Origin of the sequence: Arenimonas sp. (genome assembly GCF_035721105.1) — a bacterium.
Classification (GTDB): Bacteria; Pseudomonadota; Gammaproteobacteria; order Xanthomonadales; family Xanthomonadaceae; genus Arenimonas.
On record NZ_DASTNG010000018.1, the window covers coordinates 1 to 25,653 of the forward strand.

Annotated in this window: 22 protein-coding genes; 5 read left to right on the forward strand and 17 right to left on the reverse strand. The window is 70.8% G+C overall.

What is annotated here, in order from left to right; genetic code table 11:
* Positions 1-254 precede the first annotated feature (254 nt).
* The 17 genes from dnaE to rpsB form a co-directional block, all read right to left on the reverse strand.
* Complete coding sequence (dnaE, locus tag VFQ84_RS02095) at positions 255-3,773, reverse strand: DNA polymerase III subunit alpha (protein ID WP_325128723.1); 3,519 nt, start codon at positions 3,771-3,773, stop codon at positions 255-257.
* A 101-nt stretch (positions 3,774-3,874) separates the two neighbouring features.
* The gene (locus tag VFQ84_RS02100; RefSeq protein WP_325128725.1) at positions 3,875-4,501 is read right to left on the reverse strand and encodes a hypothetical protein; all 627 of its coding nucleotides are present in this window, start codon (positions 4,499-4,501) and stop codon (positions 3,875-3,877) included.
* A 192-nt stretch (positions 4,502-4,693) separates the two neighbouring features.
* A complete protein-coding gene (locus VFQ84_RS02105; RefSeq protein WP_325128727.1) occupies positions 4,694-5,326 on the reverse strand; it encodes a hypothetical protein in 633 nt (210 codons plus the stop codon).
* 116 nt (positions 5,327-5,442) lie between these two features.
* Complete coding sequence (gene rnhB, locus VFQ84_RS02110; protein WP_325128729.1) at positions 5,443-6,033, reverse strand: ribonuclease HII; 591 nt, start codon at positions 6,031-6,033, stop codon at positions 5,443-5,445.
* Entirely contained in the window at positions 6,030-7,226 is a 1,197-nt protein-coding gene (lpxB, locus tag VFQ84_RS02115) for a lipid-A-disaccharide synthase (RefSeq protein WP_325128731.1), read from the reverse strand. Before lpxB ends, rnhB begins: the two co-directional genes overlap by 4 nt.
* Before the next feature lie 14 nt (positions 7,227-7,240).
* Positions 7,241-8,011 (reverse strand): acyl-ACP--UDP-N-acetylglucosamine O-acyltransferase, encoded by a 771-nt coding sequence (lpxA, locus tag VFQ84_RS02120; protein WP_325128733.1) that lies wholly within the window; start codon positions 8,009-8,011, stop codon positions 7,241-7,243.
* Position 8,012: 1 nt separating this feature from the next.
* Positions 8,013-8,477, reverse strand: a complete 465-nt coding sequence (fabZ, locus tag VFQ84_RS02125) for a 3-hydroxyacyl-ACP dehydratase FabZ (protein ID WP_325128735.1) — start codon at positions 8,475-8,477, stop codon at positions 8,013-8,015.
* Positions 8,478-8,491: 14 nt separating this feature from the next.
* Positions 8,492-9,508 (reverse strand): UDP-3-O-(3-hydroxymyristoyl)glucosamine N-acyltransferase, encoded by a 1,017-nt coding sequence (gene lpxD / locus VFQ84_RS02130; RefSeq protein ID WP_325128737.1) that lies wholly within the window; start codon positions 9,506-9,508, stop codon positions 8,492-8,494.
* Between the two features lie 16 nt (positions 9,509-9,524).
* Positions 9,525-12,026: an outer membrane protein assembly factor BamA gene (gene bamA, locus VFQ84_RS02135; protein WP_325128739.1), complete on the reverse strand. Its 2,502-nt coding sequence runs from the start codon at positions 12,024-12,026 to the stop codon at positions 9,525-9,527.
* A gap of 50 nt (positions 12,027-12,076) precedes the next feature.
* Positions 12,077-13,411 carry an RIP metalloprotease RseP gene (gene rseP / locus VFQ84_RS02140; RefSeq protein WP_325128741.1) on the reverse strand — a complete coding sequence of 445 codons (1,335 nt, stop codon included), beginning with the start codon at positions 13,409-13,411 and terminating at the stop codon, positions 12,077-12,079.
* Complete coding sequence (locus VFQ84_RS02145; RefSeq protein ID WP_325128743.1) at positions 13,408-14,592, reverse strand: 1-deoxy-D-xylulose-5-phosphate reductoisomerase; 1,185 nt, start codon at positions 14,590-14,592, stop codon at positions 13,408-13,410. The genes rseP and VFQ84_RS02145 overlap by 4 nt, the downstream gene beginning before the upstream one ends.
* Entirely contained in the window at positions 14,577-15,404 is an 828-nt protein-coding gene (locus tag VFQ84_RS02150) for a phosphatidate cytidylyltransferase (RefSeq protein ID WP_325128745.1), read from the reverse strand. Before VFQ84_RS02150 ends, VFQ84_RS02145 begins: the two co-directional genes overlap by 16 nt.
* The gene (gene uppS / locus VFQ84_RS02155; protein ID WP_325128747.1) at positions 15,401-16,147 is read right to left on the reverse strand and encodes a polyprenyl diphosphate synthase; all 747 of its coding nucleotides are present in this window, start codon (positions 16,145-16,147) and stop codon (positions 15,401-15,403) included. Before uppS ends, VFQ84_RS02150 begins: the two co-directional genes overlap by 4 nt.
* Positions 16,148-16,161: 14 nt before the next feature.
* Complete coding sequence (frr, locus tag VFQ84_RS02160; protein ID WP_325128749.1) at positions 16,162-16,719, reverse strand: ribosome recycling factor; 558 nt, start codon at positions 16,717-16,719, stop codon at positions 16,162-16,164.
* 60 nt (positions 16,720-16,779) lie between these two features.
* The gene (pyrH, locus tag VFQ84_RS02165) at positions 16,780-17,502 is read right to left on the reverse strand and encodes a UMP kinase (RefSeq protein WP_325128751.1); all 723 of its coding nucleotides are present in this window, start codon (positions 17,500-17,502) and stop codon (positions 16,780-16,782) included.
* A 297-nt stretch (positions 17,503-17,799) separates the two neighbouring features.
* Complete coding sequence (gene tsf / locus VFQ84_RS02170) at positions 17,800-18,675, reverse strand: translation elongation factor Ts (protein ID WP_325128753.1); 876 nt, start codon at positions 18,673-18,675, stop codon at positions 17,800-17,802.
* Between the two features lie 99 nt (positions 18,676-18,774).
* Positions 18,775-19,611 carry a 30S ribosomal protein S2 gene (gene rpsB, locus VFQ84_RS02175; RefSeq protein ID WP_325128755.1) on the reverse strand — a complete coding sequence of 279 codons (837 nt, stop codon included), beginning with the start codon at positions 19,609-19,611 and terminating at the stop codon, positions 18,775-18,777.
* A 277-nt stretch (positions 19,612-19,888) separates the two neighbouring features.
* Here rpsB and map point away from each other — a divergent pair, with 277 nt between their 5' ends.
* From map to dapE, 5 genes are read left to right on the forward strand one after another with little or no spacing between them, the layout of a single operon-like run.
* Positions 19,889-20,665, forward strand: a complete 777-nt coding sequence (map, locus tag VFQ84_RS02180; RefSeq protein WP_325128757.1) for a type I methionyl aminopeptidase — start codon at positions 19,889-19,891, stop codon at positions 20,663-20,665.
* Between the two features lie 13 nt (positions 20,666-20,678).
* On the forward strand, positions 20,679-23,330 hold the full coding sequence (gene glnD / locus VFQ84_RS02185; RefSeq protein ID WP_325128761.1) for a [protein-PII] uridylyltransferase: 2,652 nt from the start codon (positions 20,679-20,681) through the stop codon (positions 23,328-23,330).
* Positions 23,305-24,153, forward strand: a complete 849-nt coding sequence (gene dapD, locus VFQ84_RS02190) for a 2,3,4,5-tetrahydropyridine-2,6-dicarboxylate N-succinyltransferase (RefSeq protein WP_325128763.1) — start codon at positions 23,305-23,307, stop codon at positions 24,151-24,153. The genes glnD and dapD overlap by 26 nt, the downstream gene beginning before the upstream one ends.
* Positions 24,150-24,509 (forward strand): Spx/MgsR family RNA polymerase-binding regulatory protein, encoded by a 360-nt coding sequence (locus tag VFQ84_RS02195; protein WP_325128766.1) that lies wholly within the window; start codon positions 24,150-24,152, stop codon positions 24,507-24,509. Before dapD ends, VFQ84_RS02195 begins: the two co-directional genes overlap by 4 nt.
* The gene (dapE, locus tag VFQ84_RS02200) at positions 24,506-25,636 is read left to right on the forward strand and encodes a succinyl-diaminopimelate desuccinylase (RefSeq protein WP_325128768.1); all 1,131 of its coding nucleotides are present in this window, start codon (positions 24,506-24,508) and stop codon (positions 25,634-25,636) included. The genes VFQ84_RS02195 and dapE overlap by 4 nt, the downstream gene beginning before the upstream one ends.
* The last annotated feature ends 17 nt before the right edge of the window (positions 25,637-25,653 follow it).

The following is a 25,653-nucleotide window of genomic DNA, read 5'->3' on the forward strand; positions in this document are numbered from 1 at the left end:
CTTTCCCGGGGTCTCGAAAACATGGACGTTTTCGAGAAGCCTCCATGGATGGATTCACGGCGTCCCCGGGAAAGGGACCTCGCGTACGACGCCCTGTCGCCGTGGACTATCCCGGCCCAAGGAGGCGAGGGTCCGAGGCGCCCTGTCGCCGTGGACTATCCCGGCGCGAGGAAGCGACGGTCCGAGGCGCCCCGGAGCAGAAGGCGAAAAGATTCGGGCCTGAAGGCCCTCCTACAGGGGGGCAGGGAGGGGGGTTAGCCGCCTTGTTGCCAGGGGCGGTGGAGCTGCAGGGAGACCTGGCTGACGCCGGGGAGGGCGCGCAGCTGGCTGATGAGCTCGGGTTCCGTGCGCACGCCTTCGCTGCCGTTGACGTCGAGAGAGCCCCGGGCGCGCGCGCTGGTCAGCAGGTCCAGGCGCAGCGGCGTGGCGCCGGGGCGGAAGCCCGACAGCACCTGCTGCAGCCGGTCCCAGGTGCCCTGCGCCCGCAGGTCGACCGTGAGCGCCAGGCGGCGCGCGTGCTGCGCACAGAGCGCCCGGAAGTCCCAGCACTGGCGCGCCCGCAGCACGAAGCCACCGCTGAACTGGTCTTCGGCGAGGTTGCCCTCGACCAGCAGGATGCGGTCGCGCGAGAGCAGGTGCGCGCACTCGGCGAAGGCCTCGCGGAAGAATGCCACCTCGAGCTGGCCGCGCCCGTCCTCGATGCGCGCGAAGCCCATCGTGTCGCCGCGTCGCCGCGTCGCCGTGACGATGCCGGCCAGCACCACCGCCGCCTCGCCGCGGCGATCCTTCTTCGCGCTCCACAGCGCGTCCAGGTCGCCCAGGCCCACGCCCACCAGCGACTGCAGCTCGCCCCGCCACGGATCCAGCGGATGGCCGCTGAGGTAGTGGCCCAGGGTCTCGCGCTCGCCAAGCAGCTTGGTTTCCAGCGGCCAGTCGGGCGCCTCGGGCAGGTCCAGGTGGATCTCCGGCTCGGCGCCGCCGCCGCCGAACAGCGACACCTGGCCGGCGGCGCGCTCGCGCGCCAACTGCTCGGTGGCCTTGATCACCTCGGGCAGCTGCAGCATCAGCGAGGCGCGGTTGGCGCCCAGCGCGTCGAGCGCGCCCGCGTTCACCAGCGCCTCGAGCACGCGCCGGTTGAGCTTGGACGAATCGACCCGGCGCAGGAAATCGAGCAGGTCGCGGAATGGCCCGCCGGCCTGGCGCGCCTCGACGATCGATTCGCAGGCGCCACGGCCGACGCCCTTCACCGCGCCCAGGCCGTAGCGCACCGTCTTCGGGTCCAGCGCCACGAACATGTATTCGGATTCGTTCACGTCCGGCGGCAGCACCGACAGGCCGATCTCGCGCGACTCCTCGAGGAAGGTCACCACCTTGTCGGTGTTGTCCATGTCCGAGGACATCGTCGCCGCCATGAACTCGGCCGGGTGGTGCGCCTTGAGCCACGCGGTCTGGTAGGCGACCAGCGCGTAGGCCGCGGAGTGCGACTTGTTGAAGCCGTAGTCCGCGAACTTCTCCATCAGGTCGAAGATCGGGCTGGCGAAATCGGGGCCGATGCCCTGCGCCGCCGCGCCGGCCTCGAACTTGACGCGCTCCTTCGCCATCTCCTCGGGCTTCTTCTTGCCCATCGCGCGCCGCAGCAGGTCGGCGCCGCCGAGCGAGTAGCCGGCCAGGACCTGGGCGATCTGCATCACCTGTTCCTGGTAGACGATCACGCCGTAGGTGGGCTTGAGGATGGCCTCGAGCAGCGGATGCGGGTAGCTGACCTCGGCGCGGCCGTGGCGGCGGTCGATGAAGTCGTCGACCATGCCCGCGCCCAGCGGGCCCGGGCGGTACAGCGCGGCCAGCGCGATCAGGTCCTCGAAGTGCGCCGGCTGGAGTTTCTTGATGTACTCCTTCATGCCGCGCGATTCGAACTGGAACACCGCGGTGGTCTGGCCCTTGGACAGCAGCGCGTAGGTGCCCGGGTCGTCCAGCGGCAGCGCCAGGATGTCGAGCGGCGGCACGTCGGCGCGCTGGCGCCGCACGTTGATCGCCTTCACCGCCCAGTCGATGATGGTCAGCGTGCGCAGGCCCAGGAAGTCGAACTTCACCAGGCCCACGGCTTCCACGTCGTCCTTGTCGAACTGGGTGACGACCGACTTCGCGGTCTCGCCCTTGGCGACGTGTTCGGCGAACAGCGGGCTGAAGTCGGTGAGCGGGGTCGGCGCGATCACCACGCCGCCGGCGTGCTTGCCGGCGTTGCGGGTCAGGTCCTCGAGGCTGCGCGCCAGGTCGACCAGGTCGCGCACGTCGTCTTCGTCGCGGTAGCGCTGGATCAGCTCGGCCGAGGCAAGGTCGGCGTTCTTCTTCGCGGCTTCGCTCAGGCCCAGCGCGTCCTCGAGCGTGACGCCCAGCGTCAGCGGGATGAGCTTGGCCACCGAGTCGACGAAGCCGTAGGGGTAGCCGAGCACGCGGCCGCAGTCGCGGATGGCCGCCTTGGCCGCCATCGTGCCGTAGGTGATGATCTGGCTGACCTTGTCGCGGCCGTACTTGCGGCCGACGTAGTCGATCACCTCGTCGCGCCGGTCCATGCAGAAGTCGATGTCGAAGTCGGGCATCGACACGCGTTCCGGATTCAGGAAGTGCTCGAACAGCAGGTCGTAGCGGATCGGGTCCAGGTCGGTGATGCCCAGCGCCCAGGCCACCAGCGAGCCGGCACCGGAGCCGCGGCCCGGGCCGACCGGGATGTCGTTGCGCTTGGACCAGTTGATGAAGTCCGCGACGATCAGGAAGTAGCCCGGGAAGCCCATCTTGCAGATGACGTCGAGCTCGATGTCCAGGCGCGCGCGATAGCCGGCGGCGTCGTGGCCGGGCGCGACCTCGAACTTGGCCAGCCGGCCGTCGAGGCCGCGGTGCGACTCCTCGCGGATCCAGCTGTCGAGCGTGTGGCCCTCGGGCACCGGGAAGTCGGGCAGGTAGTACTTGCCCAGGCTCAGCTCCAGGTTGCAGCGCTTGGCCAGCTCGACGGTGTTTTCCAGCGCTTCGGGCAGGTCGGCGAACAGCTCGGCCATTTCCTCGGGCGACTTGAGGTACTGCTCGCGGCTGTAGTCGCGCGGCCGCTTGGGGTCGTCGAGCACGCGGCCGGTGGCGATGCACACGCGCGCCTCGTGCGCCTCGAAATCGTCGGGCGAGAGGAAGCGCACGTCGTTGCTGGCCAGCAGCGGCAGGTCGTGGTGTCCGGCCAGGGCGACGGCGGCGGCGTTGAAGGCTTCCTCGCCGTCGCGGCCGGTGCGGGTCAGCTCCAGGTACAGGCGGTCGGGGAAGGCGGCGCGCCACTGGCCCAGCAGGCGCCCGGCCTGTTCCTCGCGGCCCGCGGCCAGCAGCTGGCCCAGCAGGCTCTCGCGCCCGGCGATGGCGACCAGGCCGGCACAGTCGCGGTACAGCCAGTCCGGCTCGATCGCCACGTAGTCGCCGGCGTGGCCTTCCAGGAAGGCGCGGCTGATCAGGCGCGACAGGGCCAGGTAGCCCTCGCGGTCCTGGCACAGCAGGGTGAGGCGCGAGGGCGGGCCGCCGTCGGCGGCCAGCCAGAGGTCGGCGCCGGCGACGGGCTTGAGCCCGGCCGGTTCGGCCGCCTTGTAGAACTTCACCAGTGCGAACAGGTTGCTGGTGTCGGTGACCGCCACCGCGGGCATGCCGAGCGCCGCGCAGCGCCCGACCAGCTCCGGGATGCGGATGGTCGAGTCGGTGAGCGAATACTCGCTATGCAGGTGCAGGTGGACGAATCGGGGCGTCATGCCGGGGACCGAGGACCGACCGGCAGTTTACCCCGAGGGTGGGGGCGGACAAGGCTTGACAGTCCCTGTTGCCAGGCCTTGCCGCCCGCCCCGTTGCAACATCATCCGACGCGGAACAGCGCCTGCAGCGGTTCGCCGCCGACGTAGTGGCGGGCGCGCACCTGGCGCCGCTGCTGGATCAGGGCCACTTCGGCCAGGCAGGCGGTCTCCCAGGCCAGGCGGCGCTCGCGCGGGGTGCCGCGCGGGCGCTCGCTGGCGCGGAAGCGGCAGAAGTCGCCGTAGTCGAGGGTTTCGTCGGCGAAGGCCGGCCAGGCCAGTTCGACCAGCAGGGCGTCGTCGAGGTGGCCGACCAGCGGCTGCGAGTCCGGGATCAGGTCGTCGACCTGGTAGAGGTAGCCGATCAGCAGGCGGGCGCGTTCGCGGGTGTCGACGCCGACGTCCCAGTCGCCGTCCTCGAGCATGCGGCGCAGGTGTTCGGCGCGCGCCAGGCGCTCGGACAGGATCGCGACCGCGCGCTCGGGCGGCTGGTCCTGCAGCCAGCGCGCCAGCGTCACCAGCTGGTCGGCGCTGACGCTGGGCGCGTCCGGGGCGATGTGCGACAGCAGTTCGTTGAACCGCTGCACGGCGGCGTCGCGCAGTTCCAGGCTGCCGACCTGGCGGCGGCGCGACGCGGCGGATTCCGGCGGCAGCGGCAGCGCGAGCGGGGAAGGGTCGTGGCGGGCGTCCATGGCAATGTCCGGTTTGGCGGCGGTGCCCGGAACCGCTCCGGGACCTGTACGCACATCCCTTGGGATGCGCGGCCAGCATGGACCGTTGCAACGCGCGCCACGACGCCATGAAGTCAGCGTGACGTTCGGGCTAATTCAGCATCGCGACAGTTTCGCGCTGCGTCGCGCCGCGTCGCGCCGCTCGGCGCGACGTCACACCACGCGCAGCCCGCCTTCGCTCGGGCCGTACTCGATGTAGTGGTGGCTGCGCACGCGATGCAGCTGCTCCCACAGCGCGCCTTCCTCCAGGCGCGCGGCCAGCCAGTCGTCGCGGCTGGGGTGGCCGCCGAAGTGGGCGCCGGATTCCTCGCGGAAACGACAGAAGTCGCGGAAGTCCTCGAGTTCCTCCGCCACCATCGGCCAGGCCAGTTCGACCAGCAGGGCGTCGTCCAGGCGGCCCACGCGCGGCAGGTCGTCGGGGATCAGGTCGCGCGGCTGCGACACGTAGTCGAGCAGGCGGTAGATGCGCCGCGCCAGCGCCGGTTCGATGCCCCAGTCGGGATCGACGGCGAGGTCGCGCAGCTCCTGCAGGCGGCCCAGGCGCGCCTGCAGCAGCGCTTCGGACTGCGCCGGCGGCAGCGCGACCAGCCAGCGCGCGACGCTGGCGATGGCGGCGGCTTCGACGTGGGGCGCGTCGGGATGCAGTTCGTGCAGCAGCGCGTTGAAGTCGGCGACGGCCTGGCCCTCGAGCGCGACCGGGGCGTCGCCGGCGTCATCGAGGAGGCCGGCGCGCGCGGCGTTCAGGGGCAGGGCGGGCGTGGCGGGAAGGGGGGCGTCGTGGCGCATGGCAGGTCTCGCTGCCGGCCGGTGGAGGGGCGCTGCGCGTGGCTGGTCGGCGGTTGCCGCGGGCAGCCGCATCTGCCGGGATGCAGGGCTTGGTCTACGCCTGCGCGGGGGCGCTGTCAAATGCCCGGCAGCGGACTCGCCAGGCAGGCGCGGACCGGCGCGAAACTGCGCCGGTGCGCCGGGCAGGGACCCAGCCGACGCAGCGCCGCGAGGTGCTCGGGCGTCGGGTAGCCCTTGTGCAGGGCGAAGCCGTAGCCGGGATGGATCGCTTCGAGTTCGCGCATGTGCTGGTCGCGCGCGACCTTGGCCAGGATCGACGCCGCCATGATCGCCGGCTCGCGGGCATCGCCCTTCACCAGCGCCTGCGCGGGGCAGGGCAGGCCGGGCGGCAGCCGGTTGCCGTCGACCAGCGCCAGGGTGGCGGCCGGTGCCAGGGCGCGCACCGCGCGCGTCATTCCGGCCAGGGTCGCGTGCAGGATGTTGAGGCGGTCGATTTCCTCGATGCCCACCAGCTCCAGGTGCCAGGCCAGCGCACGTTCGCGGATCAGCGGCGCCAGCGCATCGCGCCGGGCTTCGCTGAGCGCCTTCGAATCGCCCAGGCCGGCGATCGGGCGCGACGGGTCCAGGATCACCGCGGCCACCGCGACCGGGCCGGCCAGCGGACCGCGGCCGGCTTCGTCGACGCCGGCGACGCGGGCGTCGCTCACGGCGCGGTCAGCAGTTCGACCACGGCGTCGGCGGCGGCGGACGAGGCATTCCGGCGCAGGCGTTCGTGGATGGCGAGGTAGCGCGGCATCAGCGCGGCGCGCGCCTCGGGCTGGCGGAACCAGTGCATCACGGCCTCGGCCAGGTTCTCGGGCGTGCAGTCCTGCTGCATCAGCTCGGGCACGATCGGCTCGTTCGCCAGCACGTTGGGCAGGCTGTAGCGGTTCACGCGCATCATGCCGAGCAGCATCACCAGCCGGTAGGTGAGCGCCGAAATGCGGTAGCCGACCACCATCGGCCGCTTCGCCAGCAGGCCCTCCAGCGCCGCGGTGCCCGAGGCCAGCAGCACCACGTCGGAAGCGACCATGGCGTCATGGGCCCGGCCATCGGTGACCATCACGTTGGCCAGCGGCTGCGCCAGCAGGCCGCGTTCGATCGCGGCGCGGCAGTCGGGATTGGCGGCCGGCACCACCACGGCCAGGTCCGGCACCTGCACGGTGACGCGGCGCGCGGCCTCGATGAATTTCGGGAACAGGCGATCGATCTCGCCCAGCCGGCTGCCGGGCAGCAGGGCCAGCACCGGCGCGTCGGCCGGCAGGCCCAGGCGTTCGCGGGCGCCGGCGCGGTCGGGCTCGAGCGGGAAGGCGTCGGCCAGCGGATGGCCGACGAAGCGGGCGTCGACGCCATGGCGCGCGTAGATCGGCGGCTCCATCGGGAACAGGCACAGCACCCGGTCGGCGCTGCGGCCGATCCGGGCGGCACGGCCCTCGCGCCAGGCCCAGACCGAAGGGCTGACGTAGTGCACGGTGCGGATGCCGGCCTGCTTGAGCCTGCGCTCCAGGCCCAGGTTGAAGTCCGGCGCGTCGACGCCGATGAAGACGTCGGGTCGCCAGGCCAGCAGCCGTTCGCGCAGCTGCTTGCGCAGGCGCAGCAGCCGCGGCAGGTGCCGCAGCACTTCGACCAGGCCCATCACCGCCAGCTCCGAGCAGTCGTGCCAGGCGTCCAGGCCGGCCGCGCGCAGGTGCTCGCCGCCGACGCCGGCGAATTCGGCCTCGGGGAAGCGCAGCCGGAGTTCGCGCACCAGGCCCGAGGCCAGCAGGTCGCCGGAGGCCTCGCCGGCGACCACCGCCACGCGCAGGCGCTTGCCGGCCGCGAGGGCCAGCTCCAGCGAAGGTTTCAGGGTGACGCCGGCCACGGCCGGTGCGCGGGTCAGCGCAGCAGGCCGCGCCCGCTGCGCTCGATGAACTCGAGCATCAGCCGCACGTCCTGCGATTCGTTCGCGCCCTGTGCGAGCTGCTCGCGCACCTCGGCCATCGGCTTGCCCGACATGTACAGCGCACGGTACGCGCGCTTGATCGCGGCGATGCGCTCGGCGTCGAAGCCGCGGCGCTTGAGGCCCTCCGCGTTGATGCCGCGGGGTTCGGCGTACTTGTCGGCCACCATCACGAACGGCGGCACGTCGGCGTTGACCAGGCTGCCCATGCCGATGAAGGCGTGCGCGCCGATCTTGCAGAACTGGTGGATGGCCGCGAAGCCGCCCAGAATGACCCAGTCACCCAGCACCGCGTGGCCGGCGAGGGTGGCGTTGTTGGCCAGGATGCACTGGTTGCCGATGACGCAGTCGTGCGCCACGTGCACGTAGGCCATGATCCAGTTGTCGTCGCCGATGCGGGTGATGCCGCCGCCGTCGGCGGTGCCGCGGCTGAGCGTGGTGAACTCGAAGATCGTGTTGCGGTCGCCGATCACCAGTTCGGTGCGCTCGCCGTGGAACTTCTTGTCCTGCGGGTCGTTGCCGACCGTGGCGTGGGCGTGGATGACGTTGCCGCGACCGATGCGGGTCGGCCCGGTGATGACGCTGTGCGGGCCGATCCGGCTGTCGTCGCCGATCTCGACGTCCGGCCCGATCACCGCGAAGGCACCGACCTGCACGCCGGTGCCCAGGCGTGCCCCGGGGTCGATCTGCGCGGACGGGTGGATCATGTCACTCCTTGCCTTCGGCGCAGAGGGTCTCGGCGCTGGCCACGACCTGGCCATCGACGCTCGCGACGCACTCGTACAGCGCCATGTTGCGGATCGTCCGCTTGAGCGTGACCTCGAAGTCGAGCTTGTCGCCCGGCACCACCATGCGGTTGAAGCGCGCGTTGTCGACCTTCACCAGGTAGAACAGCTTGCCTTCGCTGATCTTGTCGCGCGGCTGCGACAGCTGGGTCAGCAGGCCGCCGGCCTGGGCCATGGCCTCGATGACCAGCACGCCGGGCATGACCGGACGACCGGGGAAATGGCCCTGGAAGAACGGCTCGTTGAAGGTGACGTTCTTGTACGCACGGATCCGCTGGTTCGGCACGAGCTCGACCACCCGGTCCACCAACAGGAAGGGATAGCGGTGGGGCAGCAGGTGCAGGATGCACGAGACATCCACGGGCAGCTTGATGGCGTCGTCGCTCATCGGGTTCCTTGCGGTCAATCCTTGGACAGGGCGCCTATCTTACGCGCCAGCTGGTCCAATTGCCTGAAACGGGCGCCATTGCGGCGCCACAGCCGGCTTTCCTGCACCGGCATGCCCGAGGAGTACTCGCCCGGCGCGGTGATCGACTGGGTGACCAGGCTCATGGCGGTGACCGTTACCCGGTCGCAGATCTCCAGGTGGCCGGCGATGCCGGCCCCGCCGCCGACCAGGCAGTAGGCGCCGATGCGCGCCGAGCCCGCCACCGCCACGCAGCCGGCCAGGGCCGAGTGGGCGCCGATGCGGACGTTGTGGCCGATCTGGATGAGGTTGTCGAGGCGCACGTCCTGTTCGAGCACGGTGTCCTCGATGGCGCCCCGGTCGATGCAGGTGTTGGCACCGATCTCGCAGTCGTCGCCGACCACCACGCCGCCCAGCTGCGGCACCTTGATCCAGTGCCCGCCGTCCATCGCCAGGCCGAAGCCGTCGGCGCCGAGCACGGCGCCGGTATGCACCCGCACCCGCGCGCCCAGCCGCACCCGCGCCACCAGGGTGACGCGCGCCACCAGCACGCTGCCGGGGCCGACCTCGCAGTCGTCGCCGACCACGCAGCCGGGACCGAGCACCGCGCCGGCGCCGATGCGGCTGCGGGCGCCGATGCTGCAGAAGGGACCGACCTGCGCGGCGGGATCGACGTGGGCCGAGGGATCGATGGCGGCGCTGGCATGCACGCCCGGCGCCGCGGCCGGTACCGGCTCGAACAGCGCGGCGATCTTCGCGAACGCGACGTAGGGGGACTTCGCCACCAGGCAAGGCACCGGGCAGTCCGCGGCATCCTGTGCCGACACGACCACGGCGCTGGCGGCGGTGCCGGCCAGCTCGGCGCGATAGCGGGGGTTGGCCAGGAACCCCAGCTGGCCGGCGCGGGCACCCGCGAGGGTGCCGACGCCTTCGATCAGGGTGCCGCCGTCGCCGCGCAGCTCCAGCCCGAACCGGTCGGCGAGGCCGGCCAGGTCGAAGCGTGGCGGCTGCACGGCCAGGGCGGCCGCCTCAGAACTGGCCGCCGAAGGTGAACTGCAGGCGCTCGATCTGGTCGACGCGCTCGCGCTGCAGCGGCAGCGCGTAGCTGATCGAGATCGGACCCATCGGCGACTGCCACTGCACGGCCAGGCCGGCCGACACGCGCAGGGTCTTGGCTTCCCACTCGTCGACGCTGCGGTAGATGTTGCCGTAGTCGATGAAGGCCGACAGGCGGGTGCTCGGGCTGTCGAACAGGGTCGGGAAGTAGAACTCGAAGCTGCCCACGGTCTTGAACGGACCGCCAATCGGCTGGCGGAAGGTGTCCGAGAACCGGTAGAACGGACCGATGGTGTTGACCTCGAAGCCGCGCACCGAGCTCGGGCCGCCCGCGTAGTAGTTGCTGAAGAAGGGCATGCCGCAGCTGCGGGTGACGCCGGTGACGACGCTGCCGAAGTCGTCGTAGACGCGGCACTGGCGGTCCTTGGTGACGCCGTAGCTGTCGCCGTAGCCCACGTCCAGGGCCGACTTCAGGCCCAGCCAGCGGGTGATCGGGCGGTAGTTCTCGAACTCGTAGCTCAGGCGGTAGTACTCGATGTCGCTGCCCGGCAGCACGATCTCGGCACCGATGCGGTGCAGGGTGCCGCGGGTCGGCATCAGGAAGTCGTTGCGCGAGTCGCGCTGCCAGCCGGTCTTGAGGCGCCAGGCGTTGACGTTCCACTTGCGGAACGGGCCCAGCGTCAGCGGATCGGTGGTGGTCGGGTCGGCGTCGTCGTTCTCGATCGGCGTGTTCGGGTCGGTGTCGTCGCCGACGTGGAACTGCGGGAAGCGCGCGCGGTCGCCGAGCGCGTCGACCAGGTAGTCGATCAGCAGCGGCGGCGTGCCGAAGTCATCGGTGGTGATCTGGTTGCGGTCGATGCCCAGCGACAGGCTGATGCTGTCGGTCTCGGTCAGCGGGATGCCCAGGATCACTTCGCCGGAGGCGACGGCGTTGTCGAACTGCGCCAGGTTGGCGTCGCGGTTCGAGTAGCTGTAGTCGCTGTAGGTGAGGTTGTAGCCGAGGCTGACGCCGTCGTCGGTGAAGTACGGGTCGGTGAAGCCCAGCGAGAACTGGTTCGAGAAGCTGTTGTTCTGCAGCGACAGGCTGACGCGGTTGCCGGTGCCCAGGAAGTTGTTCTGCACCAGCTGGACCGTGGTGACCAGGCCGAAGTTCTGCTGGTAGCCCAGGCCGAAGGTGAACTGGCCCGAGTTGCGCTCCTTGACGTTCATCACCAGGTCGACCTGGTCGGGACGGCCGGCGACTTCCGGCGTCTCGACGTCGACGGTCTCGAAGAAGCCCAGGCGCTGCAGGCGGACCTTGGAGCGGTCGATGGCGGCCTGCGAGAACCAGGCGCCCTCGAACTGGCGCATCTCGCGGCGCATGACCTCGTCCGAGGTGCCCACGTTGCCCTTGAAGATGATCCGGCGCACCTGGACGCGCGGGCCCGGGTCGACGAAGAAGTTGATGCCGATCGTGCGCTTCTCGCGGTCGATCTCGGGCACCGGGTTGACCTGGGCGAAGGCGTAGCCGATGTTGCCCAGGGTGGCGATGACCGCGTCGGAGGTCAGCTCGACCAGGCGCCGCGAGAAGGTGTCGCCTTCCTTGAGGATGACCAGCTTCTCGATTTCCTCGATCGGCAGGATGGTGTCGCCCGAGACCTTGGTCGAGGAGATGGTGTAGACGTCGCCCTCGGCGATGTTGGCCGTGACGAAGATGTCCTGCTTGTCGGGGCTGATCGCGACCTGGGTGGACTCGACGTTGAAGTCGACGTAGCCGCGGTCGAGGTAGTAGTTGGTCAGCTTCTCGAGGTCGCCCGAGAGCTTCTCGCGCGAGTACTGGTCGTCGCGGCGGTACCAGGACAGCCAGTTCGTGGTGCCCGACTCCCAGCCCTTGCGCAGTTCGTACTCGGGGTAGGTCTGGTTGCCGACGATGTTGATGTCGCTGATGCGCGAGGCCTTGCCTTCCTCGACCACGATCGCGATGTCGACGCGGTTGCGGTCGAGCGTGGTCACGGTCGGCGTGATCGAGGCGTTGTACTTGCCGCGGTTGTTGTACTGGCGGATCAGTTCCTGGGTGACGCGGTCGAGGTTGAGCGGGTTGAATGTCTCGCCCTCGGCCAGGCCGATGTTGCGCAGGCCCGCCAGCAGGTCCTCGGACTTGATGTCCTTGTTGCCGGTCAGGGTGATGGTGTTGATGGCGGGACGCTCGGTCACCACCACCACCAGGATGTCGCCCTGGCGCTCGAGCCGGACGTCGCTGAAGAAGCCGGTCTGGAACAGCGCGCGGATGGCCTCGGCCGAGGTGCTGCGGTCGAGGGTGTCGCCCTTCTCGACCGGCAGGTAGGTGAACACCGTGCCGGCGGAGATGCGCTGCAGCCCCTCGACGCGGATGTCCGACACGGTGAAGGCGGGCTGGTTCTGCGCCTGCACGGGCCCGGCGAGGGCGGCGGCGAGCGCGAGGCTCAGGAGGCAGCGGCGAGCAATGGGTCGCGTCATCATCAATCCGTTGGCGGCGGGCGCAAGGGCGCCCGCGAAAAGGGTGGGGGTCAGGAACCGAGCCGGAGAATGTCGTTGTAGAAGGCCAGTCCCATGAGGCTGGCCAGCATGGCCAAGCCGATGAACTGGCCCGCCACGAGCGCACGCTCGCCGACCGGGCTGCCCTTGACCAGCTCGATAAGGTAATACAGCAGGTGCCCCCCATCCAAGACCGGGATGGGCAGCAGGTTCATGATGCACAGGCTCAGGGACAGGATCGCGAGGAAATTCAGGAACCAGGCCGGGCCCAGCCGGGCGCTGCCGTTGGCGACCCGGGCGATGGTGATCGGGCCCGAGATGTTCTGCAGCGACGCCTTGCCGGTGACCATCCGCCACAGCATCCCGACCACGTCGGAGGCCATCTGGCGGGTCTGGCCCAGGGCCGCCGGGACCGCCTGCAGCGCGCCGTAGCGCTGGATGGCGTCCAGTTCGGGGGGCGCCGGCAGGATGCCAAGGCGCCAGGCGCGGGTGCCGTCCTCGTCGGTCAGGCGGGGGTCGATCGATACCGTCAGGCGCCTGTCGCCGCGCTCAACCCCCAGGTCCAGGGTGCGTCCGGGCGCCGCCAGGTGCTGCACGCGGGGGCCGATCTGGTCGTAGCCGTCGATCGGCTCACCCTCGAGCGAGACGATCCGGTCGCCGACCCGCAGCTGGCCGTCGGCCGCGCTGCCGGCCATGACCTCGCCGACCACGGCCGGGTAGGGCAGCGACAGGCCCAGGTCCTGGAAGGGCGCCTCTTCCCGCAGCGCCAGGCCCGGACGGTCGAGCGGCAGCTGGCGCAGGGTTTCGCCGCCGTCCGCGGTGCGCACCCGCACCGGGGTGGGCTGGCGGTCGATGATGGCGGTGGACAGGGCGATGCCGGCGTCGGTCCAGGTCGGCGTGGCGCGGCCGGCGACCTCCAGCAGGCGGTCGCCGGGCTGGAAGCCGGCCTCGGCGGCCAGGCCCTCGACCCGGCCCAGGTCCGGCGCCACGTCCGGCTTGCCGATCACGAACATCAGCCACAGCAGGGCGATGCACAGCAGCAGGTTGGCCGCCGGACCGGCCGCGACGATGGCGATGCGCTGGTAGACCGACTTGGCGTTGAAGCTCTGGTGCCGCTCCTCGGGGGCGACCTCGACTTCGCGCTCGTCGAGCATCTTCACGTAGCCGCCCAGCGGCAGCATGGCCAGGACGTATTCGGTGCCGTCCTTGCCGATCCGGGTCCAGAGCGGCCTGCCGAAACCGACCGAGAAGCGCAGCACGCGCACGCCGCAGCGGCGGGCAACCCAGTAGTGGCCGAACTCGTGGAAAGTGACCAGCAGGCCCAGGCTGACCAGCAGCCACCAGATCGAACCGAAGAACTCGTTCATGGCCGGGGACCCCGGGCCACGAGGCTGCGGGCGAGGCGCCGGGCGTCGGCGTCGATGGCCATCAGGTCGTCCAGGGAGCCGGCGGGCGATGCGGGCATGGCGTCAAGGCAGGCCTGGATGAGGTCGGGAATGCCTAGGAAACCGAGTTCGCCCTGAAGAAAGGCTGAAACCGCGATCTCGTTGGCGGCGTTGAGTACCGCCGGCGCGCTGCCGCCGGCCGCCAGCGCGCGGAAGGCCAGCGCCAGGCAGGGGAAGGCGACCAGGTCCGGGGCGGCGAAGTCGAAGCGGGCCAGGGCCGCCAGGTCCAGCGGCGCCACGCCCGAGTCGATGCGCTCGGGCCAGGCCAGGCCGTAGGCGATCGCGGTGCGCATGTCGGGGTTGCCCAGCTGCGCCAGCACCGAGCCGTCGACGTAGTCCACCAGCGAGTGGATGACGCTCTGCGGATGCACCACCACCTCGATCCGCGCCGCCGCCAGACCGAACAGGTGGTGCGCCTCGATCACCTCCAGGCCCTTGTTCATCAGGGTGGCCGAGTCGACCGAGATCTTGCGGCCCATCACCCAGTTCGGGTGCGCGCAGGCCTGGTCGGGGGTGACCGCGGCCAACGAGTCGCGCGACCGGCCGCGGAAGGGGCCACCCGACGCGGTCAGCAGCAGCCGGCGGACGCCGCCGTGGCGGCCGTCGGCCGGCAGGCACTGGAAGATCGCGTTGTGTTCGCTGTCGACCGGCAGCAGGGTGGCGCCGCCGGCGGCCACGGCCTGCATCAGCAGGTCGCCGGCCAGCACCACCGATTCCTTGTTGGCCAGCAGCAGGCGCTTGCCGGCGCGGGCCGCGGCCAGCGTCGAGGCGACCCCGGCGGCGCCGACGATGGCCGCGACCACGGTGTCGTTGGCGGGATCGGCGGCGACCTCGTCCAGCGCCGCGGGGCCGGCCAGGGCGCGCGTGGGCAGGCCCAGGGCGCGCAGGCCGTCGCGCAGCGCGGCGTAGCCGTCCGGGTCGGTGACCACGGCTGAATCCGGCCGGAACCGCGCGCACAGCGCCAGCAGTTCGCCGACGCGGGAGTGGGCGCTGAGCGCGCCGATGCGGAAGCGGTCGGGGTGCCGCGCGACGACGTCGAGGGTGGAGCCGCCGATCGAACCGGTGGCCCCGAGCAGCGCGATCGTCTTCAGAGGCCCAGCCATGCCTTGCCCACCACGAACACCGGCAGCGCGGCGAGCAGGCTGTCGAGCCGGTCCATCAGGCCGCCGTGGCCGGGGAACAGGGCGCCGGAGTCCTTCACGCCCGAATGCCGCTTCATCAGGCTTTCGAACAGGTCGCCGACCACCGAGATGCCGGCGGTGAGCACGGTCAGCAGCACCAGCGCCGGCAGCGAGGTCCAGCCCAGGCCCAGCAGCGGCAGCGCCAGCACCGCCAGCAGCGCGGTGGTGGCCAGGCCGCCCCAGACGCCCTCCCAGCTCTTGCCCGGGCTGATCGCGGGCGCCAGCTTGCGCTTGCCCCAGCGCGAGCCGGCGAAATAGGCGCCGCTGTCGGCCGCCCACACCAGCAGCACCGCGAACAGGGTCCAGCGCGGCCCGAGCTCGCCGTCGGCATGCAGCCAGCCCAGCGCGCACCAGGCGGGCAGCACGCACAGGCTGCCGGCCAGCAGCTTCATGCCGCGGGCGCCCTGGCTGTCGCCCTTGCCCAGGCCGGGGCGGGCCAGCCACAGGCACACCAGCGCCCACCAGACCACGCCGACCAGGCTCAGCAGCTTCAGCGTGAACAGGCTCGGTCCGCCGCCCCAGACCAGGGCGGCCATCATCAGCGCGTTGGCGGTGAGGAAGAGCACGCGCGGCAGCTTTTCCTCCAGGCCCGCGAACGCCGTCCATTCCCACAGCCCGGCCAGCATCACCGCGGCGACCAGGGCGGCCAGCCACGGGGTGGGCAGGAACAGCAGGGCCAGGATCGGCAGCGGGGCCAGGACCAGGGCGGTGGTGACGCGTTGGCGGCGGCTCATTCAGGACTCCCGGCCACCTGGGCACTGGTCAGGCCGAAGCGGCGTTCGCGGTCGGCGAACGCGGCCAGGGCGGCATCGAGCACCGAGCGATCGAGGTCGGGCCAGAGGGTTTCGGTGAACCACAGCTCGGTGTAGGCCAGCTGCCACAGCAGGAAGTTGCTGATGCGCAGGTCGCCGCCGGTGCGGATGAAAAGATCGGGTGCGGGCAGGCCGGCCAGGCCGAGGTGGCGGCCGACCAGGGCTTCGTCGATGGCGGCCGGGTCGAGCCGGCCGGCGGCGGCCTCGGTGGCGAGCGCGCGGCAGGCTTCGGTGATGTCCCAGCGGCCGCCGTAGCCGGCGGCGATGGTCAGCACCAGGCGCACCGGCGCCGGCACGGCCGCCTCGGCCTGGGCCATGCGCAGGCGGATCGCCTCGGGGAAGCCGGCGCGGTCGCCGATGAAGGCCACGCGCACGCCGCGCCGGTGCAGCTCGTCCACCTCGGAGTCGAGCATGCGCAGGAACAGCTTCATCAGCGCGCCCACTTCCTCCTGCGGCCGGTTCCAGTTCTCGCTGGAGAAGGCGAACAGGGTGAGCGCTTCGATGCCGCGGTCCAGGCAATGGTCGACACAGACCTGCACGGCCTTGGCCCCGGCGCGGTGGCCGAGGGTGCGCGGGCGCTGGCGGCGTTCGGCCCAGCGCCCGTTGCCGTCCATGATGACGGCGAGGTGGCGCGGCAGGCGCGGGGAGGGCGGGGCGGCGGTCATTCGGGCGGCGTGGCTCAGACCGCCATCAGTTCCTGTTCCTTGGCCTTCACGACTTCGTCGACGTCCTTGACGTGCTTGTCGGTGAGCTTCTGGATCTCGTCCTCGGCGCGGCGGGCGTCGTCCTCGGTGACCTGCTTTTCCTTCAGCAGTTCCTTGACGCCCTGGATGGCGTCGCGGCGGATGTTGCGGATGGCGACCTTGGAGTTCTCGCCCTCGGCGTGCACGTGCTTGGACAGCTCCTTGCGGCGCTCCTCGGTGAGCGGCGGCAGGTTGATGCGGATGGCGGTGCCGGCGGTGTTCGGGTTCAGGCCCAGGTCGGAGGACAGGATGGCCTTCTCGACCGCGGCCACCATGCCCTTTTCCCAGGGTGTGATCAGCAGCGAGCGGGCGTCGGCGACCGACACGGTGGCGACCTGCGACAGCGGCATGTCCGAGCCGTAGTAGTTCACCTTCAGGTGGTCGACCAGGGCGGTGGTGGCGCGGCCGGTGCGCAGCTTGGTGAGCTCCTGGCGGAAGCCGTCCACGCTCTTGGCCATGCGGGTGGTGGCGTCTTTCTTGATGTCGTTCAGCATCTTGGGCTCCGCGTCGGATCTGGGCAATCGGGCATTATAGGCGGGCAGGGGGCCGTCGGCTCAGGCGCTGACCAGGGTGCCCAGGTCCTCGCCGCGGAGGATCCGCATCAGGGCGCCGGGCTGCATCATGTCGTAGATGCGCAGCGGCACCTGGTTGTCGCGGCACAGGGCGAAGGCGGCGGTGTCCATCACCTGCAGGTTGCGGGCGATGACCTCGTCGTAGGTGAGGCGGTCGTACTTCCTGGCGCCCGGGTTCTTCTTCGGGTCGGCGTCGTATATGCCGTCGACCTTGGTGGCCTTGAGCAGCAGGTCGGCGCCGATCTCGCTGGCGCGCAGGGCGGCGGCCGAGTCGGTGGTGAAGAAGGGGTTGCCGGTGCCGGCCGCGAACAGGGCGATGCGGCCCTTTTCCATGTGCCGGATGGCGCGGCGGCGGATGTAGTCCTCGCAGACTTCGTTGATCTTGATGGCGCTCATCACGCGGGCGAAGCCGCCCTGCTTCTCGAGGGCGTCGGCCATGGCCAGGGCGTTGATGACGGTGGCCAGCATGCCCATGTGGTCGCCGGTGACCCGGTCCATGCCCGCGGCCGCCAGGCCGGCGCCGCGGAAGATGTTGCCGCCGCCGATCACCAGGCCGACTTCGGCGCCGGCGCGCTGCACGGCGACGATCTCGGCCGCCAGGTCGCTGATCACCACCGGGTCGATGCCGTAATCCACGTTCCCCATCAGCGCCTCGCCCGAGAGTTTCAGCAGGATGCGGCGGTACTTCAGCGGGGCGGCACTCATGGGACTCTCCGGGGGCAGGCAAACGCGCGGATTCTAGCCGATCCGCGCCCCCGCCGTGACGATCACGTGTGCCCGCGCGGCCGGTAGGAGGGGCTTCCGTCCCGAGGCGCCCGGCCAAAGACGTTTTTTTGCCACGGATGAACACGGATGAACACGGATAAAGCCAAGAACATGGGTTAGGAGCTTCGAATCCAGCCAATGGCTTTTGCTCTATCCGTGTTCATCTGTGTTCATCCGTGGCTAAAAACAAAAAACCCGGCCGAAGCCGGGTTTTTCGTGCAGCCGGGTGGGCGTCGATTAGACGGCCATCGCCTTGGCGACTTCGGCGGCGTAGTCCTCGACGACCTTCTCGATGCCTTCGCCGACGGCCAGGCGCTGGAAGCCGACGACTTCGGCGCCGGCGGCCTTCAGGGTGGCCTCGACCGACAGGTCGGTGTTGAGCACGTACGGCTGGCCGTAGAGGGTGACCTCGTTGACGATCTTGGCGACCTTGCCGCCGATGATCTTCTCGAGGATCTCGGCCGGCTTGGCCTTGTCCTTCTCGGACATCTTGGCCAGCTCGATTTCCTTTTCCTTGGCCAGGAAGTCGGCCGGCACGTCGGCCGCCTTGTTGTACGGCGGGTTCATCGCCGCCACGTGCATGGCGATGCCGCGGGCCAGGTCGGCGTCGCCGCCCTTGAGCTCGACCAGCACGCCGATGCGGCCGCCGTGGATGTAGGCGGCGACGTGGTTGGCGGTGTCGACGCGGGCCAGGCGGCGCACGTCGACCTTCTCGCCGACCTTGGCGATGACGGCGGCGCGGCCTTCCTCGACGGTCTCGCCCGAGGCCAGCTTGGCCGACTTCAGGGCTTCGGCGTCAGCGGCGCCCGAGGCCAGCGCGGCCTGCGCGACGGCGGCGGTGAAGGCCAGGAAGTTGTCGTCCTTGGCCACGAAGTCGGTCTCGGAGTTGACCTCGACCAGCACGGCCTTGCCGCCGTCCTGGGCGGCCACGATGCGGCCTTCGGCGGCCACGCGGTCGGCCTTCTTGTCGGCCTTGGCCAGGCCCGACTTGCGCAGCCATTCGGCGGCGGCGTCGATGTTGCCGGTGTTCTCGGTCAGGGCCTTCTTGCACTCCATCATGCCGGCGCCGGTGCGCTCGCGAAGGTCCTTGACCATCGATGCGGTGATTTCCATGGGGTTCTCCAAATCAGTAGTGGGCGCGGCGACGGTGGTCGCCACGGCCGGAAAGGGGCCGCGGCGCACGATGGCGCCGCGGCATGACGCCGGGATGACTTACTTGGCGGCGCGGGGCGCGCGCGGGGCGCGCTTGGCGTCGTCGCGCGGCGGGCGCGGACCGCGCGGGGCGGCCTTCTTGTCTTCCTTGGCGACCGGGTTGCCTTCGGCGTCGAGCTCGACGAACTCGTCGGCGGCGACGTGGGCCTGCGGCGAAGCGGCCTTGCCCTCGAGCACGGCGTCGGCCGCGGCGCGGACGTACAGCTGCACGGCGCGGATGGCGTCGTCGTTGCCCGGGATGGCGTAGTCGACCAGGTTGGGGTCGTAGTTGGTGTCGACCACGGCGATGACCGGGATGCCGAGCTTCTTGGCTTCCTGCACGGCGATGTTCTCGTGGCCGATGTCGATCACGAACAGCGCGTCCGGCAGGCGGTTCATTTCCTTGATGCCGCCCAGCGAGGCTTCCAGCTTGTCACGCTCGCGGCGCAGGCCCAGCACTTCGTGCTTGACCAGCTTCTCGAAGGTGCCGTCGGTCTCGGCGGCCTCGAGCTCCTTCAGGCGGGCGACCGACTTCTTCACGGTGGCGAAGTTGGTCAGGGTGCCGCCGAGCCAGCGCATGCTCATGTACGGCTGGTTGCAGCGGATCGCCTCTTCCTTGATCGACTCGCGCGCCGAGCGCTTGGTGCCGACGAACAGGATGGTGCCGCGCTTCTGGGCGATGCCCGAGATGAAGTTCATCGCGTCGGTGAAGAGCGGGAGGGTCTTCTCGAGGTTGATGATATGGATCTTGCCGCGGGCGCCGAAGATGTACGGGCCCATCTTGGGGTTCCAGTAGCGGGTCTGGTGGCCGAAGTGAACGCCGGCTTCCAGCATCTGGCGCATGGTGACCTGGGTCATGGGTGTTTCCTTGGAATAGGGAGCCGGCCGCACGCTGGCGGCTTCGAAGCTCCGGGGTTGGGCCTCCACCAGGCGGCCGTCTCGAACCTTGGGCGGGCCTTGCGGCCGGATCCCGAGGCACCCCGGGACGGGGGATGGCCTGGTGTGTGTATTCACCGGTGACGCCCGGCGTGGGCGGCTCTGGACGGATCGTGCCGGGTAGGGAACGGGCCGTTTCGAGCCGCGGGAGTATAGCCCGCTGGCCTAACCCCCCGCAAGTAATGGATAATCCCGGCCCATGAGGATCACCATCAAGACCCCCGAAGACATCGAGCGCATGCGCGTCGCCGGCCGCCTGGCCGCCGAGGTCCTGCAGGTCGTCGCCCCGCACGTGAAGCCCGGCGTGACCACGGCCGAGCTGGACCGGATCTGCCACGACCACATCGTCGAGGTCCAGAAGGCCATCCCGGCCAACGTCGGCTACAAGGGCTTCCCGGCCACGGTCTGCACCTCGGTCAACAACGTCATCTGCCACGGCATCCCGAGCGAGTCCAAGGTCCTCAAGGACGGCGACATCATCAACATCGACGTCACCGTCATCAAGGACGGCTGGCACGGCGACACCAGCCGGATGTACTTCGTCGGCGAGCCCAGCGTCAAGGCCCGGCGGCTGGTCGACGTGACCCGCGAGGCCATGTTCCGCGGCATCCGGGTGGTCAAGCCCGGCGCCACCCTGGGCGACATCGGCCACGCCATCCAGAAGTATGCCGAGGGCGAGCGCTTCAGCGTGGTGCGCGAGTACTGCGGCCACGGCATCGGCCAGATCTACCACGAGGACCCGCAGGTCCTGCACTACGGCCAGCCGATGTCCGGCGTCGTGCTGCAGAAGGGCATGACCTTCACCATCGAGCCGATGATCAACGAGGGCAGCCGCCACACCAAGCTGCTGGGCGACGGCTGGACGGTGGTCACCCGCGACAAGTCGCTCTCGGCCCAGTGGGAACACACCGTGGCCGTGACCGACGACGGCGTCGAGATCCTGACCCGCCTGCCCGGCGACGACAACGACCTGTGACCGGGGCCGGCCGGTGAGCGCCGTCCCCACGCCCGATCCCCCGCTGGCGCCGGCCCTCGCCGCCGCCGCGGACGATGCCGCCTGGCGCGAAGCCGCCAAGGCCGGCCTGGCCGCCCGTCGCGGCGAACTGCGGCGCCGGTTCGAGGCCGGCGAGGCCATCGACCGCCTGGTCAGCCTGTGCTGCGAAGCCAGCGACCTCGTGGTCGCCTCGGCCTGGGCCCGCTGCCTGCCGCCGGACGCGCCGCTGCAGCTGCTGGCCACCGGCGGCTACGGTCGCGCCGAGCTCTACCCGCAGTCCGACATCGACCTGCTGGTGCTGGGCGAACCGGCCGCGCAGAAGGCGCACGAGGCCGCCATCGGCCGCTTCTTCTCGCTGCTCTGGGACGCCGGCCTGGCCACCAGCCAGGCGGTGCGCTCGCTGGACCAGTGCGTCGAGGCCGCGCGCGAGGACATCACCGTGCTGACCTCGCTGATGGAGTGCCGGTCACTGGCCGGCGACGCCGCCGCGCCCGCGGCGCTGGCCGCGGCGCTGGCGCCGACCGCGCTGTGGCCGCCGGCCGAGTATTTCGCCGCCAAGCGCGAGGAGCAGCGCAGCCGGCACCTGCGCTTCCACGACACCGCCCACAACCTCGAGCCCAACCTCAAGGAGGGCCCGGGCGGCCTGCGCGACCTGCAGACCGTGACCTGGATGGGCATGCGCCTGTACGGCGTGCCCGGCCTGCGCGCGCTGGTGCCGCTGGGCCTGCTGGGCGAGGACGAGTGCGCCAGCCTCGAGCGCGAATGGCGCCAGCTGGCGCGGCTGCGCTTCGGCCTGCACCTGCTGGCGGGGCGGCGGGAGGAGCGGCTGGGCTTCGACCACCAGAAGACGCTGGCGGCGATGCTGGGCCTGAAGGACGAGCACCGCGACAACCTCGCGGTCGAACAGATGATGCAGGCCTTCTTCCGCAGCGCCGCCACCGTGATGCGGATCAACGACCGCCTGCTGCAGCGCTTCGAGGAGCAGCTGTCGGGCGAGGCGTCGGCGGTGCCGGTGGCCGAGGGCTACGCGCTGCGCCACGGCTACCTGGCGATGCGCGAGCCGGAGCGCCTGCGCGAGGGACTGGCGCCGATGCTGGCGCTGTTCGCGGCCTGGGACCAGGCGCCCGGCGCCCGCGGCCTGCATTCGGAAACGGCGCGCGCGCTGGGCGAGTCGCTCTCGGCGATCCGGCCCTGCGACGAGCAGCCGCCCGAGGTGCGGCAGCGCTTCATGGCGCTGCTCGAGTCCGGGCAGGCGGTGGCAACGCTGACCCGCATGGCCCGGCTGGGCGTGCTGGCGCGCTACCTGCCGGCCTTCGGCAGGGTGTCGGGGCGGATGCAGTACGACCTCTTCCACGTCTACACGGTCGACCAGCACACCCTGACGGTGCTGGCGCACATGGCCGGCTTCGCCAGCCGCGCCGACGAACGCTTCGCGATCGCGCACGAGGTGCTGCCGCGCCTGCGCAAGCCGCACCTGCTGCTGCTGGCCGGGCTGTTCCACGACATCGCCAAGGGCCGCGGCGGCGACCATTCCGAACTGGGCGCGGTGGATGCGCGCGAGTTCGCGCAGGTGCACGCCATGCCCGCCGCGGACGCCGACCTGCTGGCCTGGCTGGTCGAGCAGCACCTGCTGATGTCGGTCACCGCGCAGCGCCAGGACATCTCCGACCCGGAGGTGGTGGCGCGCTTCGCCAACAAGGTCGCCGACCGCGAGCACCTGGACTACCTGTACCTGCTCACCTGCGCCGACATCGCCGGCACCAGCCCCAAGCTGTGGAACGCCTGGAAGGACCGGCTGCTGGCCGACCTGTACTCGGCCACCCGCTTCGCGCTGCGCCGCGGCCTGGAAAACCCGGTGCACGCCAACGAGATCATGGCCGAGACCCGCGCCAAGGCGATGGAGCGCCTGCTCGGCGAGGGGCTGGACGAAGCCACGGTGGAGGGCATCTGGGCCGCGTATCCCGACGTCGGCTTCCTGCGCTACCGGCCCGAACAGATCGCCTGGCAGACCCGCGGCATCGCCGAATCCGAGGCTGGTGACACCGTGGTGCTGGTGCGGCCGCACCTGCAGGCGGGCGGGCTGGAGGTGTTCGTGCGTGCGCTCGACCGCGACGGCCTGTTCGCGGCGCTGGTGGCCACGCTCGACCGGCTGGGCCTGAACGTGCTCGAGGCGCGGGTGCTCAACTCCAGCGACGGCCACGCGCTCGATACCTTCCAGCTGATCGCGCCGCAGGGCATCGCCCCGGAAACCGAGGCGGTGGTCGCGGCGATCAAGGCCGCGCTGCGCGACCCCGCGCGCGTGCGCCCGGTGCGGCGCGCGGCGCCGCGCCAGCTGCGCCACTTCCGGGTGCCGGCGCGCGTGGCGTTCGACACCGTGGCCGACGGCCGCCGCACCCGCATGAGCCTGGTCTGCACCGACCAGCCCGGGCTGCTGGCCGGCGTGGCCCAGGTGCTGCGCCAGCACCGGCTGCGCGTGCACGACGCCCGCATCGCCACCTTCGGCGAGAAGGTCGAAGATTTCTTCCTGCTCACCGACGAGCGCGATCGCGCCGTCGAGGACCAGGCCCTGTTGGACAAGCTGAGCCAGGCCATCGTGGCCTGCGTCGACGGAGAGACGGACCATGGCAAGAAAGAAGCCCGCCCTTGAGCAGCTGCAGGCGATCATCGAGGACGCCTTCGAGCGCCGCGCGACGCTGAGCGCGGCCGAGATCGAGGGCTCCACCCGCCCGGCGGTGGAGGAGGCGATCGCCCTGCTCGAATCCGGCAAGGCCCGCGTCGCGGCCCCGGCCGGCAAGGGCTGGGAGGTGAACCAGTGGCTGAAGAAGGCCGTGCTGCTCTACTTCCGGGTCAACGACATGCAGCTGGTGGAAAGCTACCCGGCGCCGTTCTGGGACAAGGTGCCGCTGCGCTTCGAGGGCTTCGACGAAGGCGACTTCCAGAAGCTGGGCGCGCGTGTCGTCCCGGGCGCGATCGTCCGCGCCGGCGCCCACGTCGGCAAGGACGTGGTGCTGATGCCCAGCTTCGTGAACATCGGCGCCTACGTGGGCGCCGGCACCATGGTCGACACCTGGGCCACGGTCGGCAGCTGCGCCCAGATCGGCAAGAACTGCCACCTCTCGGGCGGCGCCGGCATCGGCGGCGTGCTCGAGCCGCTGCAGGCCGGCCCGACCATCATCGAGGATGACTGCTTCATCGGCGCCCGCGCCGAGGTGGTCGAGGGCGTGGTGGTGGAGAAGGGCAGCGTGATCGGCATGGGCGTGTTCATCGGCCAGAGCACCCGCATCTACAACCGCGCCACCGGCGAGATCAGCTACGGCCGCGTGCCGGCCGGCAGCGTCGTGGTGTCGGGCTCGCTGCCTTCCGCCGACGGCAAGTACTCGCTCTACTGCGCCGTGATCGTGAAGCAGGTCGACGCCAAGACCCGCGCCAAGACCTCGGTGAATGAACTGCTGCGGGGTGCGGTGGAATGACCACGCTCTACGGCCTCGACACCTGCGACACCTGCAAGAAGGCGCGCAACTGGCTCAAGCGCTTCGAGATCGCGCACGCGTTCGTGGACTACCGCGCGAACCGGGTGCCGGCCGAAACCCTCAAGGCCTGGGCCGGGCAGCTGGGCGGCTGGGACAAGCTCATCAACCGCGCCTCGACCACCTGGCGGCAGCTGCCGGAGGCGCGCAAGTCGCCGGCCTCCGATCCCGAGTGGACCCTGCTGCTCAAGGAGCATCCGGCGCTGGTGAAGCGCCCGGTGCTGGTGACCGACGACGGCACGGTCAGCGTAGGATTCACCGACAACGGCTGGAAGCTCCGGTTCGGGATGAAGAAATGAGCGACGTGCTGGCCCTCGCCAAGGAACTGATCGCGCGGCCGTCGGTGACGCCCGACGATGCCGGCTGCCAGGCCATGATTTCCGAGCGGCTGGCGCGCGCCGGCTTCCGCTGCGAACAGATCGACTTCGGCGCGGTGAAGAACCTCTGGGCCAGCCACGGCGACGGCGGCGAGGTGCTGTGCTTCCTCGGCCACACCGACGTGGTGCCGCCGGGGCCGCGCGAGGCCTGGGCCAGCGATCCGTTCACGCCGACGATCCGCGACGGCTACCTGTACGGCCGCGGCGCCGCCGACATGAAGGGCAGCGTGGCCGCCTTCGTGCTCGCGCTCGAGCAGTTCGTGGCCGCGCAGCCCGACCACCCGGGCACGGTGGCCCTGCTGCTGACCTCGGACGAGGAGGGCGACGCCATCGACGGCGTGCGCAGGGTCGCCGAGCACTTCCGCGCCAGCGGCCGCCGCATCGATTTCTGCGTCACCGGCGAACCGTCCTCGAAGGAGGTCCTGGGCGACCTGCTGCGCGTCGGCCGCCGCGGCACGCTCTCGGGCACCTTGACGGTGCACGGCATCCAAGGCCACGTGGCCTACCCGGAGAAGGCCCGCAATCCGATCCACCAGGCGATGCCGGCGCTGGCCGAACTGGCGGCGCGGCGCTGGGACGAAGGCTATCCGGAGTTCCCGGCCTCGAGCTTCCAGGTCTCGAACATCCATGCCGGCACCGGCGCCAACAACGTCATCCCGGGGCACTGCGAGGTGCTGTTCAACTTCCGCTACAACCCGGGCTGGTCGGCCGGGGCGCTGGAGCGCGAGGTGCATGCCGTGCTCGATCGCCATGGCCTGCAGTACGACCTGCGCTGGCACCGCGGCGGCGAACCCTTCCTGACCGGCGAGGGCCGGCTGCGCGCCGCCGTGCGGGCGGTGCTGGAGGAGCAGTGCGGCACGACGCCGGATGAGAACACCGGCGGCGGCACCTCGGACGCCCGCTTCATCGCGCCCCTGGGCGCCGAGGTGGTGGAGGTGGGTCCGGTGAACGCCACCATCCACAAGGTCGACGAGCGCGTCGCGGTGGATGAACTCGAGCGCCTCCCCGCGCTTTACCGAGCCATCGCCGAGCGACTGCTGTCCCGCTGACCCCCGCTTACCGCCCT

Excerpts from the sequence above, each read along its gene's own strand:
- dnaE (WP_325128723.1), bottom strand. The coding sequence starts at position 3,773 with ATGACGCCCCGATTCGTCCACCTGCACCTGCATAGCGAGTATTCGCTC.
- VFQ84_RS02100 (WP_325128725.1), bottom strand. The coding sequence starts at position 4,501 with ATGGACGCCCGCCACGACCCTTCCCCGCTCGCGCTGCCGCTGCCGCCG.
- VFQ84_RS02105 (WP_325128727.1), bottom strand. The coding sequence starts at position 5,326 with ATGCGCCACGACGCCCCCCTTCCCGCCACGCCCGCCCTGCCCCTGAAC.
- lpxA (WP_325128733.1), bottom strand. The coding sequence starts at position 8,011 with ATGATCCACCCGTCCGCGCAGATCGACCCCGGGGCACGCCTGGGCACC.
- fabZ (WP_325128735.1), bottom strand. The coding sequence starts at position 8,477 with ATGAGCGACGACGCCATCAAGCTGCCCGTGGATGTCTCGTGCATCCTG.
- bamA (WP_325128739.1), bottom strand. The coding sequence starts at position 12,026 with ATGACGCGACCCATTGCTCGCCGCTGCCTCCTGAGCCTCGCGCTCGCC.
- rseP (WP_325128741.1), bottom strand. The coding sequence starts at position 13,411 with ATGAACGAGTTCTTCGGTTCGATCTGGTGGCTGCTGGTCAGCCTGGGC.
- VFQ84_RS02145 (WP_325128743.1), bottom strand. The coding sequence starts at position 14,592 with ATGGCTGGGCCTCTGAAGACGATCGCGCTGCTCGGGGCCACCGGTTCG.
- VFQ84_RS02150 (WP_325128745.1), bottom strand. The coding sequence starts at position 15,404 with ATGAGCCGCCGCCAACGCGTCACCACCGCCCTGGTCCTGGCCCCGCTG.
- uppS (WP_325128747.1), bottom strand. The coding sequence starts at position 16,147 with ATGACCGCCGCCCCGCCCTCCCCGCGCCTGCCGCGCCACCTCGCCGTC.
- frr (WP_325128749.1), bottom strand. The coding sequence starts at position 16,719 with ATGCTGAACGACATCAAGAAAGACGCCACCACCCGCATGGCCAAGAGC.
- pyrH (WP_325128751.1), bottom strand. The coding sequence starts at position 17,502 with ATGAGTGCCGCCCCGCTGAAGTACCGCCGCATCCTGCTGAAACTCTCG.
- tsf (WP_325128753.1), bottom strand. The coding sequence starts at position 18,675 with ATGGAAATCACCGCATCGATGGTCAAGGACCTTCGCGAGCGCACCGGC.
- rpsB (WP_325128755.1), bottom strand. The coding sequence starts at position 19,611 with ATGACCCAGGTCACCATGCGCCAGATGCTGGAAGCCGGCGTTCACTTC.
- map (WP_325128757.1), top strand. The coding sequence starts at position 19,889 with ATGAGGATCACCATCAAGACCCCCGAAGACATCGAGCGCATGCGCGTC.
- dapD (WP_325128763.1), top strand. The coding sequence starts at position 23,305 with ATGGCAAGAAAGAAGCCCGCCCTTGAGCAGCTGCAGGCGATCATCGAG.
- VFQ84_RS02195 (WP_325128766.1), top strand. The coding sequence starts at position 24,150 with ATGACCACGCTCTACGGCCTCGACACCTGCGACACCTGCAAGAAGGCG.
- dapE (WP_325128768.1), top strand. The coding sequence starts at position 24,506 with ATGAGCGACGTGCTGGCCCTCGCCAAGGAACTGATCGCGCGGCCGTCG.